Below are 23,709 nucleotides of genomic sequence, written 5' to 3'. Positions count from 1 at the left end.
TTTAAAAGACTTGTTACTATCAACCTTTGCAAGCAAATGTCTATTTCTTACTTGGTGGGTGTACCCGCTCCCTTTAGGTGGAGGTATTACTAATAGTAGAAAAACAATTATTGCTGATACAGTTGCCTAGGCTGTACCACCCGGGCATCTCTGGTTTTAGCTGACCACAGTGGTAACATGATTTAAGATTAGGGAGTATGGGGAGGCCAGTGATTCCAACTGACCTTACTCTTACTCCCTCTCTTCTATATTAAGGAGGACACTATGCTGATTAGACAAGCAACAATAGCTGATTGGGAGACCATTGTTCAGATTGAACAAACCAACTTTTCTCCAGCAGAGGCTACAAGCCCTGAAGTGATACGTGAGCGGCTGGAGCGTCTGCCTGAGACCTTCCTAGTAGCCATAATCAAGGACCAGCTTGCTGGCTATATTGAAGGCCCGATAGTTGCCGAACCCCGCTTAACAGATGACCTCTTTCATCAGACACCACTAAATCCAGCAACACAGGGTTATGTGGCAGTGACAAGCCTCTCCATCGCTCCTGATTTCCAGCAACAAGGTGTGGGAATGGCTTTGCTAGCAGCGATGAAAGATTTGGCGGTCGCTAAAAAATGTCAGGGAATTATCTTAACTTGTCACGATTACTTGATTCCATACTATGAAATGAACGGCTTTGTCAATCAGGGCCTTTCTGATTCCGTCCATGGAGGAGCGATCTGGTATGACATGCTCTGGCAGCCAGCCACACTGTAACGAATTCATCAGTGTTAAAAATAAGTGACAAATTAAGAAACTTATTGCATTTCTCTAGCATTTAAGATATAATGGCGGTTGACTATATTTAGGAGGATTTGCCTTGGCCAACTTTAATGACGATGAGCAAACATCTCAATCTCAACTAAGCTTTAAAGAACAGATTCTGGCAGAGCTAGAAAAAGCGAATCGTATTCGTAAAGAAAAAGAAAAAGCTCTACGGCAAGAAGGCTTAAAAGAAGAGGAACTGCGCGAAAAAGAGCGAGAAGCTCAGGTAGCAACGCAAGAAACTGTCCGACTTTATCAGCAGTATCAGTCTCAACTCAAAGAGCAGCAAGTCCCTGAGGCAGCTAAAACTGCTCAAGCCCCATCTCAATTAACTGCAGAACAAAAAGAAGCATCAAAGATCACCAGTCCAGCGATTCCTGCGCAAGCAACCGCAAAGGTATCTTCAAAAACAAGACCTTTTCCAAGTCAACAATATGGAGCTGAGTCCCCTCATTTGCAACAGCCCAAAAAGCAAGCAACTTCAACACCTGGAGCAAGTATGCAGGCTCAGCAATTAGCTGATTCTGAGCGGCAGCACATGAAACAAGAGGATAGTGTGAGAAGAAAGACTGTATCTAAGCGTCAGCGACGGGATCGGATGGCTAAAAAAATTTCCCTGACTATTATTACTTCTTTAGTTGTGGTGATACTTTTGACCGCTTTATTTGGTACCTTGTTTGTTCGCTCGGCAATTAAACCACTAGATAAGCAAGATGACAAATATGTCCAAGTTCAGATTCCGGTAGGATCAAGTACCAAGATGATTGGTCAAATCCTTGAAAAACAAGGCGTGATTAAAAATAGCACGATCTTTAGTTTTTATTCGAAATTTAAGAATTATAGCAATTTCCAAAGTGGTTATTACAATCTTCAAAAGAGCATGTCTTTAGAGGAGATTGCTAAGGCCCTACAAAAAGGAGGAACGGCTGAGCCGACCAAGCCTGCTTTGGGTAAGATTTTGATTCCTGAAGGGTATACGATTAAGCAAATAGCTAGCGCAATGGAAAAAAATACCATTGCCAAAGGTGATAAGACTAAGACGCCATTTAAAGCAGATGACTTCCTAGCTCTCATTCAAGATCCAGCTTTTATCCAGGAAATGACCAAGAAACATCCTCGTCTCCTAGCTAACCTACCCCAAAAGGACCTTGCTGTCTATCAATTGGAGGGTTATCTGTTTCCAGCGACCTATAATTATTATAAAGAATCCTCTTTAAAAGATGTCGTCGAAGAGATGCTTGCAACGACAGACGCTACGCTAGCGCCTTATTATGATCGCATCTCAGCTAGCGGAAAAAATGTTAATGACATCTTAACCCTAGCTTCGCTAGTTGAAAAAGAAGGCTCAACCGATGATGACCGCCGTAAGATTGCCAGTGTCTTTAATAATCGTTTGGCTAATGGTATGGCACTGCAATCAAATATTGCTATCTTGTATGCGATGAATAAACTTGGTCAAAAAACCACTCTGGCTGAGGATGCAAGGATTGACACTTCTATCAAATCGCCCTATAATATTTATACAAATACAGGGCTCATGCCAGGTCCCGTAGATAGTCCTGGTGTTTCTGCAATTGAAGCTACTATCAACCCTGCTAAGACAAACTACTTGTACTTTGTTGCTAATGTTAAAACAGGGGATGTTTACTTTGCAGAAACCTATGAAGAGCATTCTGCCAATGTGCAAAAATATGTGAATAATCAAATCCAGTAAAAACAAAACATGATGCTTTGGCATCATGTTTGTGTTTCTGACACGAAATAGAAATGAGAGAAGCTATGACTGAAAAAACTTATCCTATGACCCAAACTGAAAAAGAACAATTGGAAAAAGAACTCGAAGAACTAAAATTAGTCCGCCGTCCTGAGGTTGTCGAACGGATTAAAATTGCTCGTTCTTATGGTGATTTATCGGAAAACTCTGAGTATGATGCTGCTAAGGACGAACAAGCCTTTGTTGAAGGGGAGATTTCCTCACTTGAAACCAAACTACGTTACGCTGAAATTATTGATAGCGATGCGGTTGCAAAAGACGAAGTTGCTATTGGAAAAACAGTTCTTGTGCAAGAAGTAGGAACAAATGATCAAGATACTTATCATATTGTTGGTGCAGCAGGAGCAGATATTTTCTCCGGGAAAATTTCTAATGAAAGTCCAATTGCCCAAGCATTGATTGGTAAAAAAGTTGGTGATAAAGTTTTCATCGAATCGCCGGCAGCTACCTATGAAGTCGAAATTGTCAAAGTTGAAAAAACACATTAAAAATGCTTTTTTAGGACAAGCCAGCCAGAAGAAAATAACAATGCTATAGGCTAAGATTATGAAAGCATAGGAGGTGGATTCTGATAAGCCTCCTATGGGAATTTTTTTGAATAAGAAAAAACGAATGATGCTAGGGACGGGCCCAAAGGTGCTTACCAAGGTCATTCTTTTTTTGCTTTAGTATCTCTTAGCGTGATTGCTAAAGCGAGCTATCTCACAAAAAGTAGAAAATAGCTAATTGTTAGTAAAGAATGTGCTTTTAATATCAAGGCAGTTAGCTACTGCTCTCGCCAGGCTTTTAGTCATCTATCGACCAGCCATTATCTTGGACTCATTACCAATATCATCCGATAAGAGTTATCCTTGTTAGCTTTGCCATTAAGCTGTAGAATCCCTTTGAATCGGTAAAAGCTATCTAATACGTTAACCATTTCAGAATGCTAGAGCTCTAGGAGAGAATTTATACTCGCCAAGATAATATTTTTTTGCTAAAATATCATCATAATGGTTTGACAATCAAACTAAAATTAAGGAAGCCATGAGGAGAAAAACACGAATGACCTTCACCCTAATGACAGATTCTACTGCCGATTTGAACCCGGATTGGGCCAAGGAGCACGACATCATACTTATGGGCCTCACCATTGAGTGTGATGGTAAGATTTATGAAACAGTTGGGCCAAATCGCCTCAGTAGCGATTATCTGTTACAGCAAATGAAAGCAGGTAGCCAGCCCAAAACCAGTCAGATTAATGTCGGAGAATTTGAAACCGTTTTTCGTGAGCATGCCAAGCAAAATAAGGCTTTATTGTACCTTGCTTTTTCATCTGTTCTTTCAGGGACCTATCAGAGTGCAATGATGGCGCGTGACATCGTTTTAGAAGACTACCCACAAGCTGTTATCGAAATTGTTGACACCCTAGCTGCAGCTGGAGGTGAGGGTTATTTGACAATTTTAGCAGCAAAAGCCAGAGATAGCGGCAAAAGCCTTGCGGCTACCAAAAAGTATATTGAGACTATCTTGCCTCGCTTGCGGACCTATTTTTTGGTGGATGACCTTTTTCACTTGATGCGTGGTGGTCGTTTGTCAAAAAGCTCTGCTTTTATAGGCAGCTTGGCTGGAATAAAACCACTTTTGTGGATTGATGCTGCAGGGAAATTGGTGCCCATCGCTAAAATTCGGGGTCGCAAAAAAGCCATCAAAGAAATGGTAGGGCAGGTAGAAAAAGATATTGCCGATTCGACAGTCATCGTCTCATATACCAGCGACCAAGTCGGCGCCGAGAATTTACGAGAGCAGTTGCTGACGCAAGACGGCATCAGTGACGTTCTTATGATGCCACTTGGACCAGTCATTTCGGCCCATGTTGGACCTAATACCTTAGCCGTCTTTGTGATTGGCCATCAAGCCCGTTAATACAATCTCAAGGAATTGAAAACAAGTTTTTTCAGTCCTTTTTATATTGCCTAAATGTGAACTGCTGATTTTTGAAAGTAAATACTTGACAGGTAGAACGGATTTCAATATACTAAAAAAGCTGTCATTTGTGTATGAATGGTTTTCAAAACTATTTCCGAAAATTTTTTGAAAAAATATTGACATGCCTGGCTTAGCCTGATAGAATAAAGAAGTTGCCTCGCAAGAGGGGAAAGACCTTTGAGAACTGAATAAGACGAACCAAAAAGTGAAGAGGGGTTTATAAGCAGTATAGACTCCGTCAAAGCAAAAATAAATCTGTCAGCGGACAGAAAAGAACGAGTAAGTTCAAACTAAATGAGAGTTTGATCCTGGCTCAGGACGAACGCTGGCGGCGTGCCTAATACATGCAAGTAGAACGCTTTGGACTGGTGCTTGCACTAGTTCAAGGAGTTGCGAACGGGTGAGTAACGCGTAGGTAACCTACCTGATAGCGGGGGATAACTATTGGAAACGATAGCTAATACCGCATAATAGAGTAAGACACATGTTTCACTCTTAAAAGGGGCAACAGCTCCACTATGAGATGGACCTGCGTTGTATTAGCTAGTTGGTGAGGTAAAGGCTCACCAAGGCGACGATACATAGCCGACCTGAGAGGGTGAACGGCCACACTGGGACTGAGACACGGCCCAGACTCCTACGGGAGGCAGCAGTAGGGAATCTTCGGCAATGGACGCAAGTCTGACCGAGCAACGCCGCGTGAGTGAAGAAGGTTTTCGGATCGTAAAGCTCTGTTGTTAGAGAAGAATGGTAATGGGAGTGGAAAATCCATTACGTGACGGTAACTAACCAGAAAGGGACGGCTAACTACGTGCCAGCAGCCGCGGTAATACGTAGGTCCCGAGCGTTGTCCGGATTTATTGGGCGTAAAGCGAGCGCAGGCGGTTTTTTAAGTCTGAAGTTAAAGGCAGTGGCTTAACCATTGTATGCTTTGGAAACTGGAGAACTTGAGTGCAGAAGGGGAGAGTGGAATTCCATGTGTAGCGGTGAAATGCGTAGATATATGGAGGAACACCGGTGGCGAAAGCGGCTCTCTGGTCTGTAACTGACGCTGAGGCTCGAAAGCGTGGGGAGCAAACAGGATTAGATACCCTGGTAGTCCACGCCGTAAACGATGAGTGCTAGGTGTTAGGCCCTTTCCGGGGCTTAGTGCCGGAGCTAACGCATTAAGCACTCCGCCTGGGGAGTACGACCGCAAGGTTGAAACTCAAAGGAATTGACGGGGGCCCGCACAAGCGGTGGAGCATGTGGTTTAATTCGAAGCAACGCGAAGAACCTTACCAGGTCTTGACATCCTTCTGACCGGCCTAGAGATAGGCTTTCCCTTTTGGGCAGAAGTGACAGGTGGTGCATGGTTGTCGTCAGCTCGTGTCGTGAGATGTTGGGTTAAGTCCCGCAACGAGCGCAACCCTTATTGTTAGTTGCCATCATTAAGTTGGGCACTCTAGCGAGACTGCCGGTAATAAACCGGAGGAAGGTGGGGATGACGTCAAATCATCATGCCCCTTATGACCTGGGCTACACACGTGCTACAATGGTTGGTACAACGAGTCGCAAGCCGGTGACGGCAAGCTAATCTCTGAAAGCCAATCTCAGTTCGGATTGTAGGCTGCAACTCGCCTACATGAAGTCGGAATCGCTAGTAATCGCGGATCAGCACGCCGCGGTGAATACGTTCCCGGGCCTTGTACACACCGCCCGTCACACCACGAGAGTTTGTAACACCCGAAGTCGGTGAGGTAACCGTTTAGGAGCCAGCCGCCTAAGGTGGGATAGATGATTGGGGTGAAGTCGTAACAAGGTAGCCGTATCGGAAGGTGCGGCTGGATCACCTCCTTTCTAAGGATAAGGAACTTTTTGGGATTTGTCTTATTTAGTTTTGAGAGGTCTTATAATAGAATAGACACACCACTAATAATGAAACCAGCCGTTTATTAGTCGGGGGCCTTAGCTCAGCTGGGAGAGCGCCTGCTTTGCACGCAGGAGGTCAGCGGTTCGATCCCGCTAGGCTCCATTATCTAGGATACAAAGAGATGTTCGGCTTGCCGAAATTTCTGTAGAAAAATAGGAAACAGACGCTGTGTGCTTGCACACAAGGAAGTTTATCTTTTTTCCTAAGAAATTAATCTCGTGTTCCACTAGATAAATGATATTTGAATACGAACCTAAACTTACTAGAAATAAGTCAAAACCATCTGGTGTCTGAAGACACCTCACTGGTTTGTTCCTTATTTTACGCAAGTTTTACGACAAGTCGTAACGGTTCTTAAAATCATAATAGTCCATTGAAAATTGAATATCTATATCAAATTCCACAATTATGAAAATGATTGTAGAAAAGTAACAAGAAAGAAACCGAAAAAAAGATAAACGCGAACCTATTAAAAAAATAAAGAAGGTCGAAAGACTGGAACTAAGGTTAAGTTAATAAGGGCGCACGGTGGATGCCTTGGCACTAGAAGCCGAAGAAGGACGTGACAAACGACGAAATGCTTTGGGGAGCTGTAAGTAAGCGCTGATCCAGAGATGTCCGAATGGGGGAACCCACTAACTAAAGGTTAGTATCCATAACTGTTAAGGTTATGAGAAGGAAGACGCAGTGAACTGAAACATCTAAGTAGCTGCAGGAAGAGAAAGCAAAAGCGATTGCCAAAGTAGCGGCGAGCGAAAGGGCAAGAGGGCAAACCAAGGAGTTTACTCCTTGGGGTTGTAGGACTGCGACGTGGGATCAGATACTATAGACGAATGACCTGGGAAGGTCAGCCAAAGGGAGTAACAGCCTCGTAGTTGAAATAGTAGATGACTCTAGCAGGATCCTGAGTACGGCGAGACACGCGAAATCTCGTTGGAATCTGGGAGGACCATCTCCCAACCCTAAATACTCTCTAGTGACCGATAGTGAACCAGTACCGTGAGGGAAAGGTGAAAAGCACCCCGGGAGGGGAGTGAAAGAGAACCTGAAACCGTGTGCCTACAAGAAGTTCGAGCCCGTTAATGGGTGAGAGCGTGCCTTTTGTAGAATGAACCGGCGAGTTACGTTTACGTGCGAGGTTAAGTTGAAGAGACGGAGCCGTAGGGAAACCGAGTCTTAATAGGGCGAAATAGTACGTAGATGTAGACCCGAAACCATGTGACCTACCCATGAGCAGGTTGAAGGTGCGGTAAAACGCACTGGAGGACCGAACCAGGGCACGTTGAAAAGTGCTTGGATGACTTGTGGGTAGCGGAGAAATTCCAAACGAACTTGGAGATAGCTGGTTCTCTCCGAAATAGCTTTAGGGCTAGCGTCGAAGTAAGTCTCTTGGAGGTAGAGCACTGTTTGGGTGAGGGGTCCATCCCGGATTACCAATCTCAGATAAACTCCGAATGCCAAGACGATATATTCGGCAGTCAGACTGCGAGTGCTAAGATCCGTAGTCGAAAGGGAAACAGCCCAGACCACCAGCTAAGGTCCCCAAATAATTGTTAAGTGGAAAAGGATGTGGGGTTGCACAGACAACTAGGATGTTAGCTTAGAAGCAGCTATTCATTCAAAGAGTGCGTAATAGCTCACTAGTCGAGTGACCCTGCGCCGAAAATGTACCGGGGCTAAAACAATTTACCGAAGCTGTGGATTACCTTTAGAGGTAATGGTAGGAGAGCGTTCTATGTGTGAAGAAGGTATACCGTGAGGAGTGCTGGAACGCATAGAAGTGAGAATGCCGGTATGAGTAGCGAAAGACAGGTGAGAATCCTGTCCACCGTAAGACTAAGGATTCCAGGGGAAGGCTCGTCCGCCCTGGGTTAGTCGGGACCTAAGGAGAGACCGAAAGGTGTATCCGATGGGCAACAGGTTGATATTCCTGTACTAGTATGTATAGTGAAGGAGGGACGCAGCAGGCTAACTAAAGCGTGCGAGTGGAAGAGCACGTCTAAGCAGTGAGGTGTGAGATGAGTTAAATGCTTATCTCTGTAACATTGAGCTGTGATGGGGAGCGAAATGTAAGTAGCGAAGTTAGTGATGTCACACTGCCAAGAAAAGCTTCTAGCGTTTAACTACATACTACCCGTACCGCAAACCGACACAGGTAGTCGAGGCGAGTAGCCTCAGGTGATCGAGAGAACTCTCGTTAAGGAACTCGGCAAAATGACCCCGTAACTTAGGGAGAAGGGGTGCTGATAGTGATATCAGCCGCAGTGAATAGGCCCAAGCAACTGTTTATCAAAAACACAGCTCTCTGCTAAATCGTAAGATGATGTATAGGGGGTGACGCCTGCCCGGTGCTGGAAGGTTAAGAGGAGGGTTTAGCGCAAGCGACGATCTGAATTGAAGCCCCAGTAAACGGCGGCCGTAACTATAACGGTCCTAAGGTAGCGAAATTCCTTGTCGGGTAAGTTCCGACCCGCACGAAAGGCGTAATGATTTGGGCACTGTCTCAACGAGAGACTCGGTGAAATTTTAGTACCTGTGAAGATGCAGGTTACCCGCGACAGGACGGAAAGACCCCATGGAGCTTTACTGCAGTTTGATATTGAGTATCTGTAGGACATGTACAGGATAGGTAGGAGCCATAGAGAACGGGACGCCAGTTTCGTTGGAGGCGTTGTTGGGATACTACCCTTGTGTTATGGCTACTCTAACCCGGATAGGTTAGCCCTATCGGAGACAGTGTCTGACGGGCAGTTTGACTGGGGCGGTCGCCTCCTAAAGAGTAACGGAGGCGCCCAAAGGTTCCCTCAGACTGGTTGGAAATCAGTCGCAGAGTGTAAAGGTATAAGGGAGCTTGACTGCGAGAGCAACACCTCGAGCAGGGACGAAAGTCGGGCTTAGTGATCCGGTGGTACCGCATGGAAGGGCCATCGCTCAACGGATAAAAGCTACCCTGGGGATAACAGGCTTATCTCCCCAAGAGTTCACATCGACGGGGAGGTTTGGCACCTCGATGTCGGCTCGTCGCATCCTGGGGCTGTAGTCGGTCCCAAGGGTTGGGCTGTTCGCCCATTAAAGCGGCACGCGAGCTGGGTTCAGAACGTCGTGAGACAGTTCGGTCCCTATCCGTCGCGGGCGAAGGAAATTTGAGAGGATCTGCTCCTAGTACGAGAGGACCAGAGTGGACTTACCGCTGGTGTACCAGTTGTCTTGCCAAAGGCATCGCTGGGTAGCTATGTAGGGAAGGGATAAGCGCTGAAAGCATCTAAGTGCGAAGCCCGCCTCAAGATGAGATTTCCCATGATTTTATATCAGTAAGAGCCCTGAGAGAAGATCAGGTAGATAGGTTAGGAGTGGAAGTGTAGTGATACATGAAGCGGACTAAAACTAATAGCTCGAGGACTTATCCGAGGATAATAGAAAAGTTTATTGACATAGAGGTAGAGTTCTTGTTAAGATAGAGGTATTCAATTTTGAGTGGACGATTAGAAGACAGTTCACCCAAGCAGTTAAGTGACGATAGCCTAGGAGATACACCTGTTTCCATGCCGAACACAGCAGTTAAGCCCTAGAACGCCTGAAGTAGTTGGGGGTTGCCCCCTGTTAGATACGGTAGTTGCTTAGCCAAAGGAAGTTTAGCTCAATGGAGTTAAAGTTCCAACCATGGGAGTTTAGCTCAGCTGGGAGAGCATCTGCCTTACAAGCAGAGGGTCAGCGGTTCGAACCCGTTAACTCCCATAGTATTGAAAAGATACAGGTCCCGTAGTGTAGCGGTTATCACGTCGCCCTGTCACGGCGAAGATCGCGGGTTCGATTCCCGTCGGGACCGTTTTATAAGTCCGTTGGACTTATAAAAGTTGCGGATTGAATAAGCGGAGCTTATGTCATTCGTTACTCAATTGAAGAAAATCAATTAAAAACATTAAATGATGAAAAGACTCGTTAGCTCAGTTGGTAGAGCAATTGACTTTTAATCAATGGGTCACTGGTTCGAGCCCAGTACGGGTCATGTCAGCGGGTTTGGCGGAATTGGCAGACGCACCAGATTTAGGATCTGGCGCTTAACGGCGTGGGGGTTCAAGTCCCTTAACCCGCATAATAGAGAGCCGGCTTAGCTCAGTTGGTAGAGCATCTGATTTGTAATCAGAGGGTCGCGTGTTCAAGTCATGTAGCCGGCATTAGGTATTTATTTTCCAAGACTATGGTTATTGTCTTGGGCGCGTAGCTCAGGTGGTTAGAGCGCACGCCTGATAAGCGTGAGGTCGGTGGTTCGAGTCCACTCGTGCCCATTATAGTTTATATGGTCCGTTGGTCAAGGGGTTAAGACACCGCCTTTTCACGGCGGTAACACGGGTTCGAATCCCGTACGGACTATATTAGCTTATTATTAAGTTGTAGTGGATTGATAATAAGCTATACAAGGAAGGAGATCCTGTTGATCTTCTTCTGGCTCTATGTCAACTGTAGTGGGTGACCTATAGCTAAGCACGAGAGGAGACGAAATTCGTCTTCTCTTTTACTATGTTCAAAGCAATGAGAATTCTTGTTTTAAAATGGTCAAAGTTCCGAAAACCAAAGGCATTTCGCTTAATATCTTTGATCAGTTTGTTTGTCGCCTCAAGTTTGGCGTTCGAATAAGGCAGTTGGATGGCATTAGAGACATATGGTTTGTAGCCAACAAGGGTATGGAGAGCGGTTCTGAAAGTTTGATTGAGGTTGGGGAAAGCCTCTGTTATCAGGGCAAAGAAATGGGATTTTCGACAACTTTTGGAAGTCGTATTTTATCTGTTTTCCACCACAAGTCGGACACCCTTTAGGCTCATAATCCAGCCTTACATAGAGTTCAATGTGCGTCTTATGTTGAAAAACGTTGTCTAAAGCTATATTTTTGTCTTTAATTCCGATTAATTCTGTGGTATTCTTAAGTTGTTCCATATGATGCTTTCTAATGAGTTGTTTTGTTGCTTTTCATGATAAGTCATATGGGACTTTTTGTCTGCATGAAAAAAGCCCATCATCTCCAGAGTGGCGTTACCCACTACAGAAATGATAGAGCCGTTCTTTTTTTCCAATTGTGTGCTATTCTTGATAAGTTCCATATGATGCTCTCTAATGTGCAATGTACGTTTGAATGCTTTTTATTATAAGTCATATGGAACTTTTTTATACAGTTAAAAAGCTCTATCATTTCTGTGGTGGCATTACCCACTACAGAAATGATAGAGTAGTCTTTATCTATCTGGTGTTTTTAAATATAGTTACCTATTTATATCTGGTCGAGCAAGGTAGTAAATAAAAAAACAGTTTGGTCTTATTGATTAACCTCAAAAAGTAGCCTTTAGTGAGCCTCTTTAGAGTTCATGTGGTAGTAAAATTGTCTCAATCCCGTGATTATCAACAGCATATAATGTCTTAGGGAGAAATGGATCATAGGGGTAGTGATAGTCAAAGACGATTTTTAATTTTGCCTTTTGGTTAATATAGGCAATTGAGAGAAATTGATGTTGTTTTTGAGTTTGAAAAACTAAAAGGCGATCAAGCGGCAGTAAACCTTTTAATTGCCGATCAATAATATCCCAGATTGTATCAATGAGTTCGGGTGGAACTGTGGTGGCAACCCCAAAACTTGCATAGCGTTCTTTTGTATTTTGAAATGCCATTGTGAAACCTCCATAGGTTAAGTGTGAAAGCACTCCGTATTGGAGTGCTTGACAACTATTAACGATTCTTCAGTTCAAGATAACGTTTGTACCAAATATGAATGTATGCCTTGGAAAAGGGTCCCTTCTTATTGTTAATCCAGTCCACAAGTATCTTGACATGCTCTTTTAGGATGTCGTCAATGTCCTTTGGGTAATGCATCTTTTTCTTGTGCAACTCATATTCGTCAACATCAAGCAGCCGCTTTTCTCCATCGGCAAAGACTTTAACATCCAAGTCATAATCAATATATTTTAAGGCTTCCTCATCAATGAGATAAGGACTAGCTAGATTACAGTAATAAGAAGTACCATTTTCACGGATCATTGCGATGATATTGAACCAATATTTTTTGTGAAAGTAGACAATGGCAGGCTCACGTGTGATCCATCGTCGCCCATCACTCTCAGTCACTAATGTATGGTCGTTAACGCCGATTAAAGCATTTTCAGTTGTCTTTAGTACCATTGTATCACGCCAAGTACGATGTAATTTGCCGTCATGCTTATAACTTTGAATTGTAATAAAGTCGCCTTCTTTAGGTAATTTCATGCCCTTTCCAACTTTCTACAATTAAACTTATCCTCTATAGTTTACCATAAATTCACTGCAAAAGCACCCATTTGACGCCTAGAGTACTTGACGCAGATAGGCCTTAATATCATCACTATCATAGCCTTTGCGGTATAAGCCCTGAAAAAGTTTTTGGTGTAAAGCAAAATCCTCGTATTTTTTACGGTAGTTTCGATAGAGTTTTTCAAAGTCCTTGGCTAATAGCTGTGCTGTTTGTTCATCATCACTGGCAAAAGCTAGAGAATCAGTGACCTCTTGGATTAAAGCGTAGGAGAAACCTTTGTTGCGAAGCTGTTGCTTTATTTTTGTCAGTTGAGCCTGAACAGGATACTTATTAGCATATTTGCTTTGCAAGTGTTGCGCTAGCTTTTTGGCGATGGGTTCAAAGTCAATTGCTGAAAGCTGTGCTTCGATTTGTTCTTTGTTAAGTCCTTTTTGTTGTAATTTTTGTTTGATAACAAGTGGCCCCTTATCACCACTGCTAGTATTTTGCCGCAAATAGTTTGCAATGTATTGCTCGTCATTGAGCCAATTGTCTGCTTCTAGGTTGGCGATAATGTCAGGGATAATAGCTGCTTCAATAGCATGTTTTGTCAAATAGTCCTTAACTTGGGCACTGGTGCGATTTTGAAAGGAAAGAAAGTACAGAGCTAAATTCTTGCCATGTGAGAATTGTGCAAAGTTTTGAATTTGGTCCAATTCTTTAAGGCTTATTTCCTTGTCTTTACTAAGCATAAAGCGGACAATTGTGTCCTCTGTCACGTAGTAGGTGGATTGATCGCTCATTTCTATTTTATAGAGACGTTTTTTCTTCTCGATTTTACTGATTTTCATACTAAGTATTATATCAAAAAATGGTAAAATAAAAGGAAACCAACACTGGTTAACATAAAAAGGAGCTAAAGATAATGCCACTACTACAGGAGCGCCAGCGCATTCCCTTAAAAATCAAACGCATGGGTATTAACGGAGAAGGTATCGGGTTTTATAAAAAAACGCTAGTATTTGTACCGGGCGCCCTTAAGGGTGAAACTGTTTTTTGCCAAATTGTTAGTGTTAAGAAAAACTTTGTCCAAGCAAAGCTACTCTCCATTGAGAAGGCCTCAAAAGCTCGGGTGCAGCCGGCTTGTGGCATTTATGAGCAATGTGGTGGCTGCCAAATCATGCATCTAGCTTATGAGCAGCAGCTAGATTTTAAAACGGACGTCATTCGCCAGGCTCTTAAGAAATATCGGCCAGCTGGCTATGAAGCTTATGAAATTCGTAGAACCTTAGGTATGGAAGAACCAACACATTACCGGGCAAAATTACAATTTCAAATTCGTAAGTGGCGACAAAAGGTGCATGCGGGACTCTATGCCCAAAACTCTCACAAGTTAATTCCGATTGAAGATTGTCTGGTCCAAGACAGCCAAACACAAGAGCTAATCAATGCGATTACGCGTTTACTGGAGAACTATAAATTACCGATTTATCAAGAAGGTAAATCTGAGGGCATCCGAACGGTGATGGTCAGAAAGGCAAAGGCTACAAACCAATTACAGGTGATTTTTGTAACCAGCAAAGAAGTTCGCCTGGGCTTGCTTGCTGCCGAATTAGCGCAAGCCTTTCCCCAACTCAAGACAATTGCTATCAACTATAATCGGGCCAAGACGAGTGACATTTACGGCCTTAAAACAGAAGTGGTCTGGGGTGCAGACACGATTGAAGAAGAGGTCTTGCATTACCACTTTGCCTTATCGCCACGGGCTTTTTACCAACTCAATCCCAAACAAACGCAGGTGCTCTATCAAGAAGTTGTCCGGGCCTTGGAGGTAGAAGAGACAGACCATATCATTGATGCCTATTGTGGGGTGGGGACAATTGGTTTTGCCTTTGCTGATAAGGTAGCCAGTGTACGGGGGATGGATATTATCCCTGAAGCTATTGCAGATGCAAGAGCCAATGCACAGAATATGGGCTTTACAAATACCTACTATGAAGCAGGAAAAGCTGAAGATGTGATTCCGCGCTGGTATCAAGAGGGTTACCGTGCTGATGCCATTATTGTTGATCCTCCTCGTACTGGCTTAGACCGTAAGCTGTTGGAAATGATTGTGGCTTATCGTCCACGTAAAATGGTCTATGTCTCTTGTAATACCTCGACCCTAGCGCAAGACCTGGTGACCTTAGCCAAGTACTATCAGGTGGACTATATCCAGTCAGTTGATATGTTCCCGCATACAGCCAGGACCGAGGCTGTAGTGAAACTCCAAAGGAAGAAAAGGTAAAACTCCCTTGATTTCATGCGTTTTCCAGACACTGTGTCTTGGTCTAGCAGGATTTGAAAAAGTTCTTAAAAAGAAGGTCTACTACTGATGCAAACGATGAAACCAGTTTTATTTCTGTATTGGGTGCAAAAATTGGACTTTTAATTAAAGAGTAAACTATTACATGCTTGTCGCTGCTCTTACTAGCTTGCTAGTCTGACATTGTTGCCTTTAAAAGCGCATCTGGCTTAGTGAGAATGTTTTCCTGACGGATTTGCTAGAAATAGGTTATAATAGGTAGAGATTCTTGGGAAATAAAAGCTAAAACCTCTTTGTAAGGGTTGAATGGCTCTACTCCCAAAGTTCAAGTACATTTAAGGCTCTGGTTGGTTAGGCTGGCTGTTTATAGGCAGAGCAGCTAAATATTTTGCCCTCTAAGCGGGCGCATTTTAAAAAGGACCTAGTGATAAAGGAAAGTCATGTTTACACAGTTTATTAATGCTATTTTGACCCAATATGGCTTATATGCCTTTTTGATTATTTTTGTGATTATTTTTGTTGAAACGGGCTTGGTCTTTTTCCCTTTCTTGCCAGGGGATTCCTTGCTTTTTATGACGGGCGCTTTTTTAGCAAAGAGCGGTTATCAACCAATCCCTTTTATCCTTTTGCTGACAGTGGCGGCGGTTTTAGGTGATTATCTCAACTATAGTTTAGGCCACAAGTATGGCTTAGGCCTTCGTAAGGTTCCCTATTTAGGAAAATTCATTAAAGACAGCCACTTGGCTGAGACGGAGCATTTCTTTGCCAAATATGGTAATCTTGCCATTTCTCTTGGCCGTTTTGTGCCCATTGTTCGAACCTTTATTCCCTTTATCTCCGGTTTAGGCAAGATGGATCGCAAAAAATTCTTCACCTTTAATTGTATTGGCGGGCTGGCTTGGGTTTTAGTAGGCTTGCTTTCTGGTTTCTTCTTTGGGAGTATTGCTTTTGTGCAAAAGCATTTCGAACTCATCATGTTGGCCATTATTGTTGTTTCGGTACTACCGGTGATTGTCGTTGTGTTAAAGCGGCAGTTAAAGTCTAAAAAAGGGGCCTAGGCCTCTTTTTTGAAGTTGCTCATTAGAAAAGAGTGACTCTAGGATCTTGATGTCTGAGGCAGGGGGTGTTAGCTTTTAGGTTAAGCATTCTTGGGAGGCTTGTCCAATGCCGCAGGCAAAAGCAAAACTCATCGTAGCCGACAAAGGGGCTGGTCTTTGCTGCCTGCTAGCTTTGGGCTTGTTTGGCTTTTAGGAGATGTGTACCTTTGTCAATAATATGAGACCAAAGGGTGGTCAATAGCGACTATTTTGTGGTAGACTTGTCATGAAGCTTCTTTTTTGAGGGTTGTGTCGTCATTAACATAGTCATTGACACGATTTCTAAGCTAATGTATAATATAAGTGTAAACAAAAAAGCAGTTGCTAGTAACAACTGCTTAGCAGAACCGTTTAAGACGGTGGCAAATGTAATTGTTAAAAAATAACCGTTAACTCGCCAAAGTTGAGACGGTTATTTTTTATTGCTTACTTTTACGATAACAATCATCAGACCGATGAGTGAGAGTAGAAAGCTACCAAACTCAATCATGAGATGCATTATCTCGTAAGTTGACAATAATCTGCTCCTTTCTCTTTGGATTTTAGCACTTACACACATAAGCACCACCACCTTTCAGAAATCAGAGCCACCGTCATAACTTTTCTGCCTTTTCATTATAGCATATTTCTTTTTTGCTTAAAGTACCAATTTATATTGGTGCTTGTTATGGCGTTGGAAAGGCATGGGGCTGGCTTAAAGGTACGGTGTTTCGTCAAATAGTGCCATTAATAACAGTTTGAACAATGTATTGAAGATTAGGCGGTGATTCTAAAATGACTTCAACTAGTGCTAGACATACTTATGGAAGTTATTTGTTGGCTAACGGAGTAGCTATTTGGCTAGTTTCAAAATTAATGGGTCCTAAAGACATTAAACAACTGATAGAAACATATGGTCATTTGCTTTTAGAAGTGGAAGAAAAGGAAAATGATCAGCTTTTAAAAATTCTTAATAATAAAGGTAGGTTATAGAATGACTATCAAGAACAAATTAAGAACAAAAACAAAAGAAACCCTATAACAATAAGGTTTCATTAATATATTTTCTGCCACCACCGAGAATCGAACTCGGAACGAAGCATTACCATTGCTTTATTATACCATTTAACTATAGCGGCTACCTTTCTATAATACTATAACTTGCCAGGTGGTGCAAGCATTATTTTCACTTTTTTTGTTTTCCCGCGTTGTAAAATGAAGTGCAACAAAAAAGCCATGTTCGTCTGATATACTAGAATTCCCCAATTCAGTATGGAAAGCAGATGAACATGTCCAACATTAATTCTACCAGAAAATCATCCTATTCTCATCTTTCAGCCACAGAACGGGGTGAAATTGCTGCTTATCTCAAAATGGGAAAGAAACCCGTTGAGATTGCTCGACTCCTGGGTCGTCACCGTTCTACAATCTGCCGAGAAATAAAACGTGGTTCAGTAGATCAGGTAAAGGATAAGAACGGAAAACAAACCTTCTTCAACACCTATTTCGCTGATAGTGGGCAACGTGTCTATGAAACCAATCGTCAAAAGGGTTCTTATCTCAAGTTGAATGACTGCTCCGCTAGGTTCATTGAACAATTAGAATCTGCCTTGACGGCTAACATTCGTCTCCATAGTGTAGATAGTTTTGTTCAGACTTACAAAGTGAACCACCCTGAAGAAGTCGTCCCCTCTACCCAAACGATTTATCGTTATATCAAAGAGGGGGTGTTAGCTATTAAACCAATCGATTTGCCTAAGATGGTTAGTATCAGAAAACGTTCTAAGAAAGTCATGAAGACTAATAAGAAGACTTTAGGTAAATCTATCGAAGAACGTCCAGAATATATCAATGATCGTTCTGAATTTGGGCATTGGGAGATTGATTTGGTTCTCGGCAAGAAAACCAAAGGTGAAGCTGTTATGTTGCCTTTGGTAGAGCGCCAGACACGCTATGCACTAGGAGTTAAGCTAGAAGACAAGCAGTCCCAAACCATTAACCGTGCTGTCACGCATCTCATCAGTCAGTATCCTATTGCATCCATCACAGCGGATAATGGTTCTGAGTTTAGCTTACTCTCAAACTTAGAAGCTGTTGACGTTTACTTTGCACATCCCTATTCTTCACACGAGAGAGGAACAAACGAGAACTTCAATGGCCTCCTCAGAGAATATGTCCCTAAAGGAGTCTCACTTAATCCACTAACCTCTGAAGAACTTGACAGTTATATTACTGCCATCAATGAGCGCCCAAGACGACTTCTTCAATATCAATCCTCAAAATTCCTGTTTGAGCTATCCCGAACAGCTTAACCTCTGGAACTCTAGTTATCTATGAACTGGTTGCACTTGACTTGACAACTTGCGCTTTTTTTGTTTTGGGCTATTGCAAAAGCCCAGAGCTTGCTATTTCTAGCACCAGTTGCTTTCTTTTGCGTGTTTGCTGGGTGTGAAGCTGCGCTTTGCTGACGTGATCTGTCCAGGGAATGGAGCGGCTTAGCCTAAAATAGGCTTAAGTTTTGCGCGAGCGATTTGGCAAGGGCCTGAACAAGGGCCTGAAAATGGGGAATAAGCCTAGGAAAGTGGTGACAGCTCAAGCGATCCTGTGCTATAATGGAGCAATGAAACTATCGGATCTGGGAGAGGAGTGTGTGATGTCTTACGAGGAAACTTTTTTGAAGGATTTTGGAGAATGGGTGGCCACACAGGTTAAGGTTAATGAAATGGCGCTTATGACCAGCCAGCAGATTGCCCAAGCAGATGGCGATGAGCGCGCAGAAGAAGCGGCCATTCGTTATGAAAGTAAGCTGGATGCTTATCGTTATTTATTAGGTAAGTTTGATAATTATAAGCAAGGTAAGGCCTTTCATGATGTGCCAGACGGTTCTTTTGGCATGCGTCACTTCTAAGATGCAGTCTGCAGCGGGATTTGCTGCTAGTCAGGGAAGCTCTGGTAATTTTATGGGTTAGCTGGGAAAATGACCTAGACTAGCCTAGCTTTTAAAAATAATGCCCAACAGCATTGCTTAAGGCGATTATTTTTGTTAGAATTAGGAGTAATCAGAAGGTGCATTGAGTTGGTCTGTTACAGAGAGCGGTGAGGTTGAGAAATCCGTACAGACGTCAAGGCTGGTAGCTGAGGTTTACAAATGAAGAACTAAAGTCGCAGATGTTTTTAGTCATCTGAAACAGTGGTGGTACCGCGGAAATCCTAACACGATATTCGTCCCTGTCTAGTTAAGACTAGATGGGGATTTTTTATCGGGTTAAAGAAAGTGCGTCCAAGGGCGAACCCGCATTAAGAGCCGCTACTTGTGCTCTTACGTGATAAAAATGATATTATTTTGGCCCCTTGGAGGATAGCTTAGATAGCTTATCACGATCAATTGATTTTTGGCTTGTTAAGGAGTGAGTGGGAGGAGCAAAGAAGGCAATGAATCTGATTATCATCGGGGCGCAGGCTTCTGGCAAAATGACCATTGGACAAGAAATTGCTAAGCAGACCGAGATGACCCTTTTTCACAATCATGAAACCATTGATTTTGTTCTCAAATTTATGCCCTGGTCCAAAGCAGCCACGGACTTGATTACCAAGATTCGGCTGGACTTTTTTGAGACTTTTGCAAAAACAGGGCGGTCAATGATATTTACCATTGTCATCAATTTTGGCGATCCAAAGGAGGTGGCTTTTCTAGCTGCTCTTCAAAGCATTTTTGCAGCACATGACCAAGAAGTCCTCTTTGTAGAATTAGAGACTTCCTTGGAAGAACGGTTGCGTCGCAATCGTACGGAAAATCGTCTTAAGCACAAACCTTTTAAAAGAGATATTGCCTGGTCAGAGAATGATATTCTAAGCACCATGGACCATGCCACTTTTAACAGCCAGCAGGCACCAGAAAAGCTGCTCCATTACCATAAAATCAATAATACCGACCTCACTGCTGCTGAAGCAGCGCAGCTGATTATCCAAAAAATGAAACCCAATAAGGAGGCCTAAGATGACCGTTTTTCAGATTAAGAATCAGCGATTAGAATATCTAGAAGAGCTTCCTCTTAAACTGGAACGCGAGCTTTCCGTTTTGTTTGAGAACAATTTGGAAAAGCTAACAGCTTTAGAGTTTATTTCATCTGAATTTGCAATCCAAAATCAGCGTATTGATACCTTAGCATTTGATTTGGAGAATCAAGCCTTTGTTATTATTGAATACAAACGTTCAACAAACTATAGTGTTTTAGATCAAGGGATTTCTTATCTTAATACCTTGTTAAAATACAAAGCTGACTTTGTTTTAGAATATCATGAAAAAACGGGGAAAATTCTATCTAAAAAACAAATTGATTGGTCACAAAGTAAGGTTGTCTTTGTTTCACCTCAATTTACTTCTTTTCAAAAGCAAGCTATTGATTTTAAAGATCTTCCGATTGAATTATGGGAAGTTAAGCGATTTAAAAATGATATTGTTGTTATTAATGACATTAAAAAATCAGTAAATGCACCTAGTATAAAAGCATCGGTTAGGGGAGATTCCTCAGAGCTTTCACTTGTTACTAAAGAGGTAAAAACTTATTCAGAAGAAGATTTATTGACTAATAAATCTGAAGAAATCCAAGAGTTATATGATTCCTATAAACAGGCTATTTTACAGTTGATAGTAGATTGTGACATTGTACCGAAAAAACATTATATTGCCTTTAAAAAAGATAATCATAATATTATTGATATTGAAGTTCAACATAAACAACTAAAGCTATTTATTAATGCTAAGATAGGTCAAATTGATGATGCTAAGGGGGTGACTAGAAATGTTTCGCAAATTGGTCATTATGGAAATGGTGACTATGAAATTAAGGTCACAGATACTAAAAATTTAGAATACATTATGAGTCTTATTAAGCAAATACTATAGAAGCTAGGAAGGACAATTATGTCAAAAGAACTATCACCAAAATACAATCCAGCCGCAGTTGAGGCTGGCCGCTATGCCAAATGGCTAGAACAAGATGTTTTCAAGCCGTCTGGCGACAAGAAAGCTAAGCCTTATTCTATCGTGATTCCACCGCCAAATGTAACGGGTAAACTGCATCTAGGCCACGCTTGGGACACCACTCTCCAAGATATTATTATTCGCCAGAAACGGATGCAGGGTTTTGATACCCTATGGTTACCTGGTATGGACCATGCGGGGATTGCAACGCAAGCAAAAGTGGAAGAGCGTCTACGTGAACAAGGGATTACCCGTTATGACCTTGGTCGCGAGAAATTCCTAGACAAGGTTTGGGAATGGAAAGACGAATATGCAACGACCATCAAAGAACAGTGGGGCAAAATGGGACTTTCTGTGGATTACAGTCGCGAGCGTTTCACTCTGGACGCGGGCCTCTCCAAAGCTGTCCGCAAGGTTTTTGTTGAGCTCTATAACAAAGGCTGGATTTACCGTGGGGAGTTCATCATCAACTGGGATCCAGTAGCGCGTACCGCTCTTTCTGACATTGAGGTTATCCATAAAGATGTGGAAGGTGCCTTTTACCATATGACTTATCTGTTGGAAGATGGCTCGCGCGCTTTAGAAGTAGCAACCACCCGGCCCGAAACCATGTTTGGTGATGTCGCTGTTGCCGTCAACCCAGAAGATCCTCGTTACAAAGACTTGATTGGTAAAAACGTTATTCTCCCAATCGTGAATAAACTTATTCCAATCGTAGGTGATGAGCATGCCGATCCTGAATTTGGAACAGGTGTTGTAAAAATCACACCTGCCCATGACCCGAACGACTTTGAGGTCGGTCAACGCCACAATCTACCACAAGTCAATGTCATGAACGATGATGGCACTATGAATGAACTGGCTGGTGAATTTGCAGGCATGGATCGCTTTGAAGCCCGAAAAGCCACTGTTGAAAAACTTAAAGCCATTGGTGCCCTTGTAAATATCGAAAAACGTGTGCATTCAGTTGGTCACTCAGAACGCTCTGGCGCTGTGGTTGAGCCACGTTTGTCAACGCAGTGGTTTGTTAAAATGGATCAGTTAGCCAAAAATGCCATGGCCAACCAAGATACAAAGGACAAAGTAGACTTCTATCCACCACGTTTCAACGATACCTTCCTTCAATGGATGGAAAATGTCCATGACTGGGTGATTTCACGCCAATTGTGGTGGGGTCATCAAATCCCTGCTTGGTACAATGAAGCAGGTGATATGTATGTTGGCGAAGAAGCCCCAGCGGGCGAGGGATGGACACAAGATCAAGATGTACTTGATACCTGGTTTAGTTCGGCCCTCTGGCCATTTTCAACCATGGGTTGGCCTGATACCGATTCAGCCGATTTCAAGCGTTATTTCCCAACGTCAACCTTGGTAACAGGTTATGATATCATCTTCTTTTGGGTGTCACGCATAATCTTCCAGTCCCTCGAGTTTACAGGGCGCCAGCCATTCCAAAACGTGCTTATCCACGGTCTTATCCGTGATGAGGAAGGACGCAAGATGTCCAAATCACTGGGAAATGGAATTGACCCAATGGATGTGATTGAAAAATATGGTACAGATAGTCTTCGTTGGTTCTTATCAAACGGTTCTGCTCCGGGTCAAGATGTGCGATTCTCCTACGAGAAAATGGATGCTTCATGGAACTTCATTAACAAGATTTGGAACATTTCCCGTTACATCCTCATGAACAATGAAAGCTTGTCCCTCAAAGAAGCAAAAAGCAATGTGACTAAGGTGGTTACTGGTCAGGCTGGTAATGTGACGGATCGCTGGATCCTCCACAATCTTAACGAAACCATTGCCAAAGTCACTGAAAATTTTGATAAATTTGAGTTTGGTGTGGCGGGCCACCAATTGTACAATTTTATCTGGGAGGAATTTGCCAACTGGTATGTGGAATTGACCAAGGAAGTGCTCTATGCTGATAATGAGGCTGAAAAAGTCATTACCCGTTCGGTACTGCTTTATACCTTAGATAGTATTTTGCGCCTCTTACATCCGATTATGCCTTTTGTGACTGAAGAGATTTTCAGTCAGTATGCGCTAGGGTCCATTGTCACAGCTCCTTATCCAAGAGTAGATGAGCGCTTTGTCAATCCTACTGCCCATGCAGGCGTAGAAAGCTTGAAGGATTTGATTCGCGCGGTGCGCAATAGCCGAGCTGAGGTCAATGTCGCACCAAGTAAACCAATCACTTTACTGATTAAAACCAGTGACAAGGTTTTGGAAGACTTCTTCAATGCGAACGTTAATTACATCAATCGCTTTACCAATCCAGAAAAATTAGTCATCTCCACTGACTTGCAAGCCCCAGAGCTTGCCATGTCAAGCATCATCACAGGCGCTGAAATCTACCTGCCCCTAGCAGACCTCCTCAACGTAGAAGAGGAATTAGCCCGCCTGGACAAAGAACTGGCCAAGTGGCAAAAAGAACTAGATATGGTCGGTAGAAAACTTGGCAACGAACGTTTCGTTAAAAACGCCAAACCAGAAGTGGTGCAAAAAGAACGCGACAAACAAAGCGACTACCAGGCCAAATTCAATGCGACTCAAGAGCGGATCGCAGAGATGAAAAAGTTGGTAAAGTAATCTAAACGTTCAAACCGTCCGACAAAACAAAGGCCAATTCA

General features: G+C 42.9%; 15 protein-coding genes, 9 tRNA genes, 3 rRNA genes and 2 pseudogenes. 23 read left to right on the top strand and 6 right to left on the bottom strand.

Annotated features, from left to right (window positions below):
• Positions 1–264: 264 nt before the first annotated feature.
• The 15 genes from K5J94_RS09025 to K5J94_RS08955 all read left to right on the top strand — a co-directional run bounded on the left by K5J94_RS09025 (position 265) and on the right by K5J94_RS08955 (position 10,829).
• Entirely contained in the window at positions 265–756 is a 492-nt protein-coding gene (locus K5J94_RS09025) for a GNAT family N-acetyltransferase (protein WP_159545609.1), read from the top strand.
• A gap of 103 nt (positions 757–859) precedes the next feature.
• Complete coding sequence (mltG, locus tag K5J94_RS09020) at positions 860–2,518, top strand: endolytic transglycosylase MltG (RefSeq protein WP_221912988.1); 1,659 nt, start codon at positions 860–862, stop codon at positions 2,516–2,518.
• Between the two features lie 65 nt (positions 2,519–2,583).
• Positions 2,584–3,066 carry a transcription elongation factor GreA gene (gene greA, locus K5J94_RS09015; RefSeq protein WP_159545605.1) on the top strand — a complete coding sequence of 161 codons (483 nt, stop codon included), beginning with the start codon at positions 2,584–2,586 and terminating at the stop codon, positions 3,064–3,066.
• A gap of 556 nt (positions 3,067–3,622) precedes the next feature.
• Positions 3,623–4,483: a DegV family protein gene (locus tag K5J94_RS09010; RefSeq protein ID WP_159564797.1), complete on the top strand. Its 861-nt coding sequence runs from the start codon at positions 3,623–3,625 to the stop codon at positions 4,481–4,483.
• Positions 4,484–4,836: 353 nt separating this feature from the next.
• Positions 4,837–6,385 (top strand): 16S ribosomal RNA (locus K5J94_RS09005).
• A 102-nt stretch (positions 6,386–6,487) separates the two neighbouring features.
• Positions 6,488–6,560 (top strand) — tRNA-Ala (locus tag K5J94_RS09000).
• Between the two features lie 403 nt (positions 6,561–6,963).
• A 23S ribosomal RNA gene (locus K5J94_RS08995) occupies positions 6,964–9,866 on the top strand.
• Positions 9,867–9,964: 98 nt separating this feature from the next.
• Positions 9,965–10,080, top strand: a 5S ribosomal RNA gene (gene rrf / locus K5J94_RS08990).
• Together the 16S, 23S and 5S rRNA genes with 8 tRNA genes alongside form the textbook arrangement of a ribosomal RNA operon.
• 40 nt (positions 10,081–10,120) lie before the next feature.
• Positions 10,121–10,193, top strand: a tRNA-Val gene (locus tag K5J94_RS08985).
• Between the two features lie 18 nt (positions 10,194–10,211).
• Positions 10,212–10,284: transfer RNA gene (locus K5J94_RS08980), tRNA-Asp, on the top strand.
• 107 nt (positions 10,285–10,391) lie between these two features.
• Positions 10,392–10,464: transfer RNA gene (locus tag K5J94_RS08975), tRNA-Lys, on the top strand.
• Positions 10,465–10,469: 5 nt separating this feature from the next.
• Positions 10,470–10,551, top strand: a tRNA-Leu gene (locus K5J94_RS08970).
• A gap of 9 nt (positions 10,552–10,560) precedes the next feature.
• A tRNA-Thr gene (locus K5J94_RS08965) sits at positions 10,561–10,633 on the top strand.
• Positions 10,634–10,670: 37 nt separating this feature from the next.
• Positions 10,671–10,744: transfer RNA gene (locus K5J94_RS08960), tRNA-Ile, on the top strand.
• A 13-nt stretch (positions 10,745–10,757) separates the two neighbouring features.
• Positions 10,758–10,829: transfer RNA gene (locus tag K5J94_RS08955), tRNA-Glu, on the top strand.
• Positions 10,830–10,936: 107 nt separating this feature from the next.
• Here the strand turns inward: K5J94_RS08955 and K5J94_RS09740 are convergent.
• The 4 genes and pseudogenes from K5J94_RS09740 to recX form a co-directional block, all read right to left on the bottom strand.
• Positions 10,937–11,206 (bottom strand): annotated as a pseudogene (locus tag K5J94_RS09740) (transposase); the annotation flags it as partial.
• A 600-nt stretch (positions 11,207–11,806) separates the two neighbouring features.
• Complete coding sequence (locus tag K5J94_RS08945; RefSeq protein ID WP_159546122.1) at positions 11,807–12,115, bottom strand: DUF960 domain-containing protein; 309 nt, start codon at positions 12,113–12,115, stop codon at positions 11,807–11,809.
• A gap of 58 nt (positions 12,116–12,173) precedes the next feature.
• Positions 12,174–12,707, bottom strand: a complete 534-nt coding sequence (gene ntdP, locus K5J94_RS08940; protein WP_159565237.1) for a nucleoside tri-diphosphate phosphatase — start codon at positions 12,705–12,707, stop codon at positions 12,174–12,176.
• Between the two features lie 78 nt (positions 12,708–12,785).
• Positions 12,786–13,562: a recombination regulator RecX gene (recX, locus tag K5J94_RS08935; protein ID WP_159565235.1), complete on the bottom strand. Its 777-nt coding sequence runs from the start codon at positions 13,560–13,562 to the stop codon at positions 12,786–12,788.
• Positions 13,563–13,636: 74 nt separating this feature from the next.
• On the opposite strand from recX, the gene rlmD reads away from it, so the two are divergent.
• Positions 13,637–14,998: a 23S rRNA (uracil(1939)-C(5))-methyltransferase RlmD gene (gene rlmD / locus K5J94_RS08930; protein WP_221912986.1), complete on the top strand. Its 1,362-nt coding sequence runs from the start codon at positions 13,637–13,639 to the stop codon at positions 14,996–14,998.
• 458 nt (positions 14,999–15,456) lie between these two features.
• Positions 15,457–16,074, top strand: coding sequence for a VTT domain-containing protein (locus K5J94_RS08925; protein ID WP_159546138.1), 618 nt, complete (start codon positions 15,457–15,459; stop codon positions 16,072–16,074).
• 451 nt (positions 16,075–16,525) lie between these two features.
• Here K5J94_RS08925 and K5J94_RS09630 read toward each other — a convergent pair whose 3' ends face one another.
• On the bottom strand, positions 16,526–16,672 hold the full coding sequence (locus K5J94_RS09630; protein ID WP_159565253.1) for a putative holin-like toxin: 147 nt from the start codon (positions 16,670–16,672) through the stop codon (positions 16,526–16,528).
• A 139-nt stretch (positions 16,673–16,811) separates the two neighbouring features.
• On the opposite strand from K5J94_RS09630, the pseudogene K5J94_RS08915 reads away from it, so the two are divergent.
• A pseudogene (locus tag K5J94_RS08915) lies at positions 16,812–17,085 on the top strand (site-specific integrase); the annotation flags it as partial.
• A 75-nt stretch (positions 17,086–17,160) separates the two neighbouring features.
• Here the strand turns inward: K5J94_RS08915 and K5J94_RS08910 are convergent.
• Positions 17,161–17,231, bottom strand: a tRNA-Thr gene (locus K5J94_RS08910).
• Positions 17,232–17,381: 150 nt separating this feature from the next.
• Between K5J94_RS08910 and K5J94_RS08905 the strand changes: the two genes are divergently transcribed.
• The 5 genes from K5J94_RS08905 to K5J94_RS08885 all read left to right on the top strand — a co-directional run bounded on the left by K5J94_RS08905 (position 17,382) and on the right by K5J94_RS08885 (position 23,668).
• Positions 17,382–18,404 (top strand): IS30 family transposase, encoded by a 1,023-nt coding sequence (locus K5J94_RS08905; protein WP_221912984.1) that lies wholly within the window; start codon positions 17,382–17,384, stop codon positions 18,402–18,404.
• 341 nt (positions 18,405–18,745) lie between these two features.
• Positions 18,746–19,000: a DUF1912 family protein gene (locus K5J94_RS08900; RefSeq protein ID WP_159543516.1), complete on the top strand. Its 255-nt coding sequence runs from the start codon at positions 18,746–18,748 to the stop codon at positions 18,998–19,000.
• A 524-nt stretch (positions 19,001–19,524) separates the two neighbouring features.
• Entirely contained in the window at positions 19,525–20,088 is a 564-nt protein-coding gene (locus tag K5J94_RS08895; protein ID WP_221912982.1) for an ATP-binding protein, read from the top strand.
• A 1-nt stretch (position 20,089) separates the two neighbouring features.
• Positions 20,090–20,998 (top strand): DUF5655 domain-containing protein, encoded by a 909-nt coding sequence (locus K5J94_RS08890; protein ID WP_159564357.1) that lies wholly within the window; start codon positions 20,090–20,092, stop codon positions 20,996–20,998.
• An 18-nt stretch (positions 20,999–21,016) separates the two neighbouring features.
• Positions 21,017–23,668 carry a valine--tRNA ligase gene (locus tag K5J94_RS08885; protein ID WP_221912980.1) on the top strand — a complete coding sequence of 884 codons (2,652 nt, stop codon included), beginning with the start codon at positions 21,017–21,019 and terminating at the stop codon, positions 23,666–23,668.
• Positions 23,669–23,709 lie beyond the last annotated feature (41 nt).

The organism is Streptococcus halichoeri, from assembly GCF_019774635.1.
GTDB classification, from domain to species: Bacteria; Bacillota; Bacilli; order Lactobacillales; family Streptococcaceae; genus Streptococcus; species Streptococcus halichoeri.
Note: the sequence above shows the minus strand (reverse complement) of the source record. Positions and strands in the feature narration are given on the sequence as shown.

Coding starts and splice junctions, on each gene's coding strand:
- K5J94_RS09025 (WP_159545609.1), top strand. CDS start 265: ATGCTGATTAGACAAGCAACAATAGCTGATTGGGAGACCATTGTTCAG.
- greA (WP_159545605.1), top strand. CDS start 2,584: ATGACTGAAAAAACTTATCCTATGACCCAAACTGAAAAAGAACAATTG.
- K5J94_RS09010 (WP_159564797.1), top strand. CDS start 3,623: ATGACCTTCACCCTAATGACAGATTCTACTGCCGATTTGAACCCGGAT.
- K5J94_RS08945 (WP_159546122.1), bottom strand. CDS start 12,115: ATGGCATTTCAAAATACAAAAGAACGCTATGCAAGTTTTGGGGTTGCC.
- ntdP (WP_159565237.1), bottom strand. CDS start 12,707: ATGAAATTACCTAAAGAAGGCGACTTTATTACAATTCAAAGTTATAAG.
- recX (WP_159565235.1), bottom strand. CDS start 13,562: ATGAAAATCAGTAAAATCGAGAAGAAAAAACGTCTCTATAAAATAGAA.
- rlmD (WP_221912986.1), top strand. CDS start 13,637: ATGCCACTACTACAGGAGCGCCAGCGCATTCCCTTAAAAATCAAACGC.
- K5J94_RS08925 (WP_159546138.1), top strand. CDS start 15,457: ATGTTTACACAGTTTATTAATGCTATTTTGACCCAATATGGCTTATAT.
- K5J94_RS09630 (WP_159565253.1), bottom strand. CDS start 16,672: ATGTGTGTAAGTGCTAAAATCCAAAGAGAAAGGAGCAGATTATTGTCA.
- K5J94_RS08905 (WP_221912984.1), top strand. CDS start 17,382: ATGTCCAACATTAATTCTACCAGAAAATCATCCTATTCTCATCTTTCA.
- K5J94_RS08900 (WP_159543516.1), top strand. CDS start 18,746: ATGTCTTACGAGGAAACTTTTTTGAAGGATTTTGGAGAATGGGTGGCC.
- K5J94_RS08895 (WP_221912982.1), top strand. CDS start 19,525: ATGAATCTGATTATCATCGGGGCGCAGGCTTCTGGCAAAATGACCATT.
- K5J94_RS08890 (WP_159564357.1), top strand. CDS start 20,090: ATGACCGTTTTTCAGATTAAGAATCAGCGATTAGAATATCTAGAAGAG.
- K5J94_RS08885 (WP_221912980.1), top strand. CDS start 21,017: ATGTCAAAAGAACTATCACCAAAATACAATCCAGCCGCAGTTGAGGCT.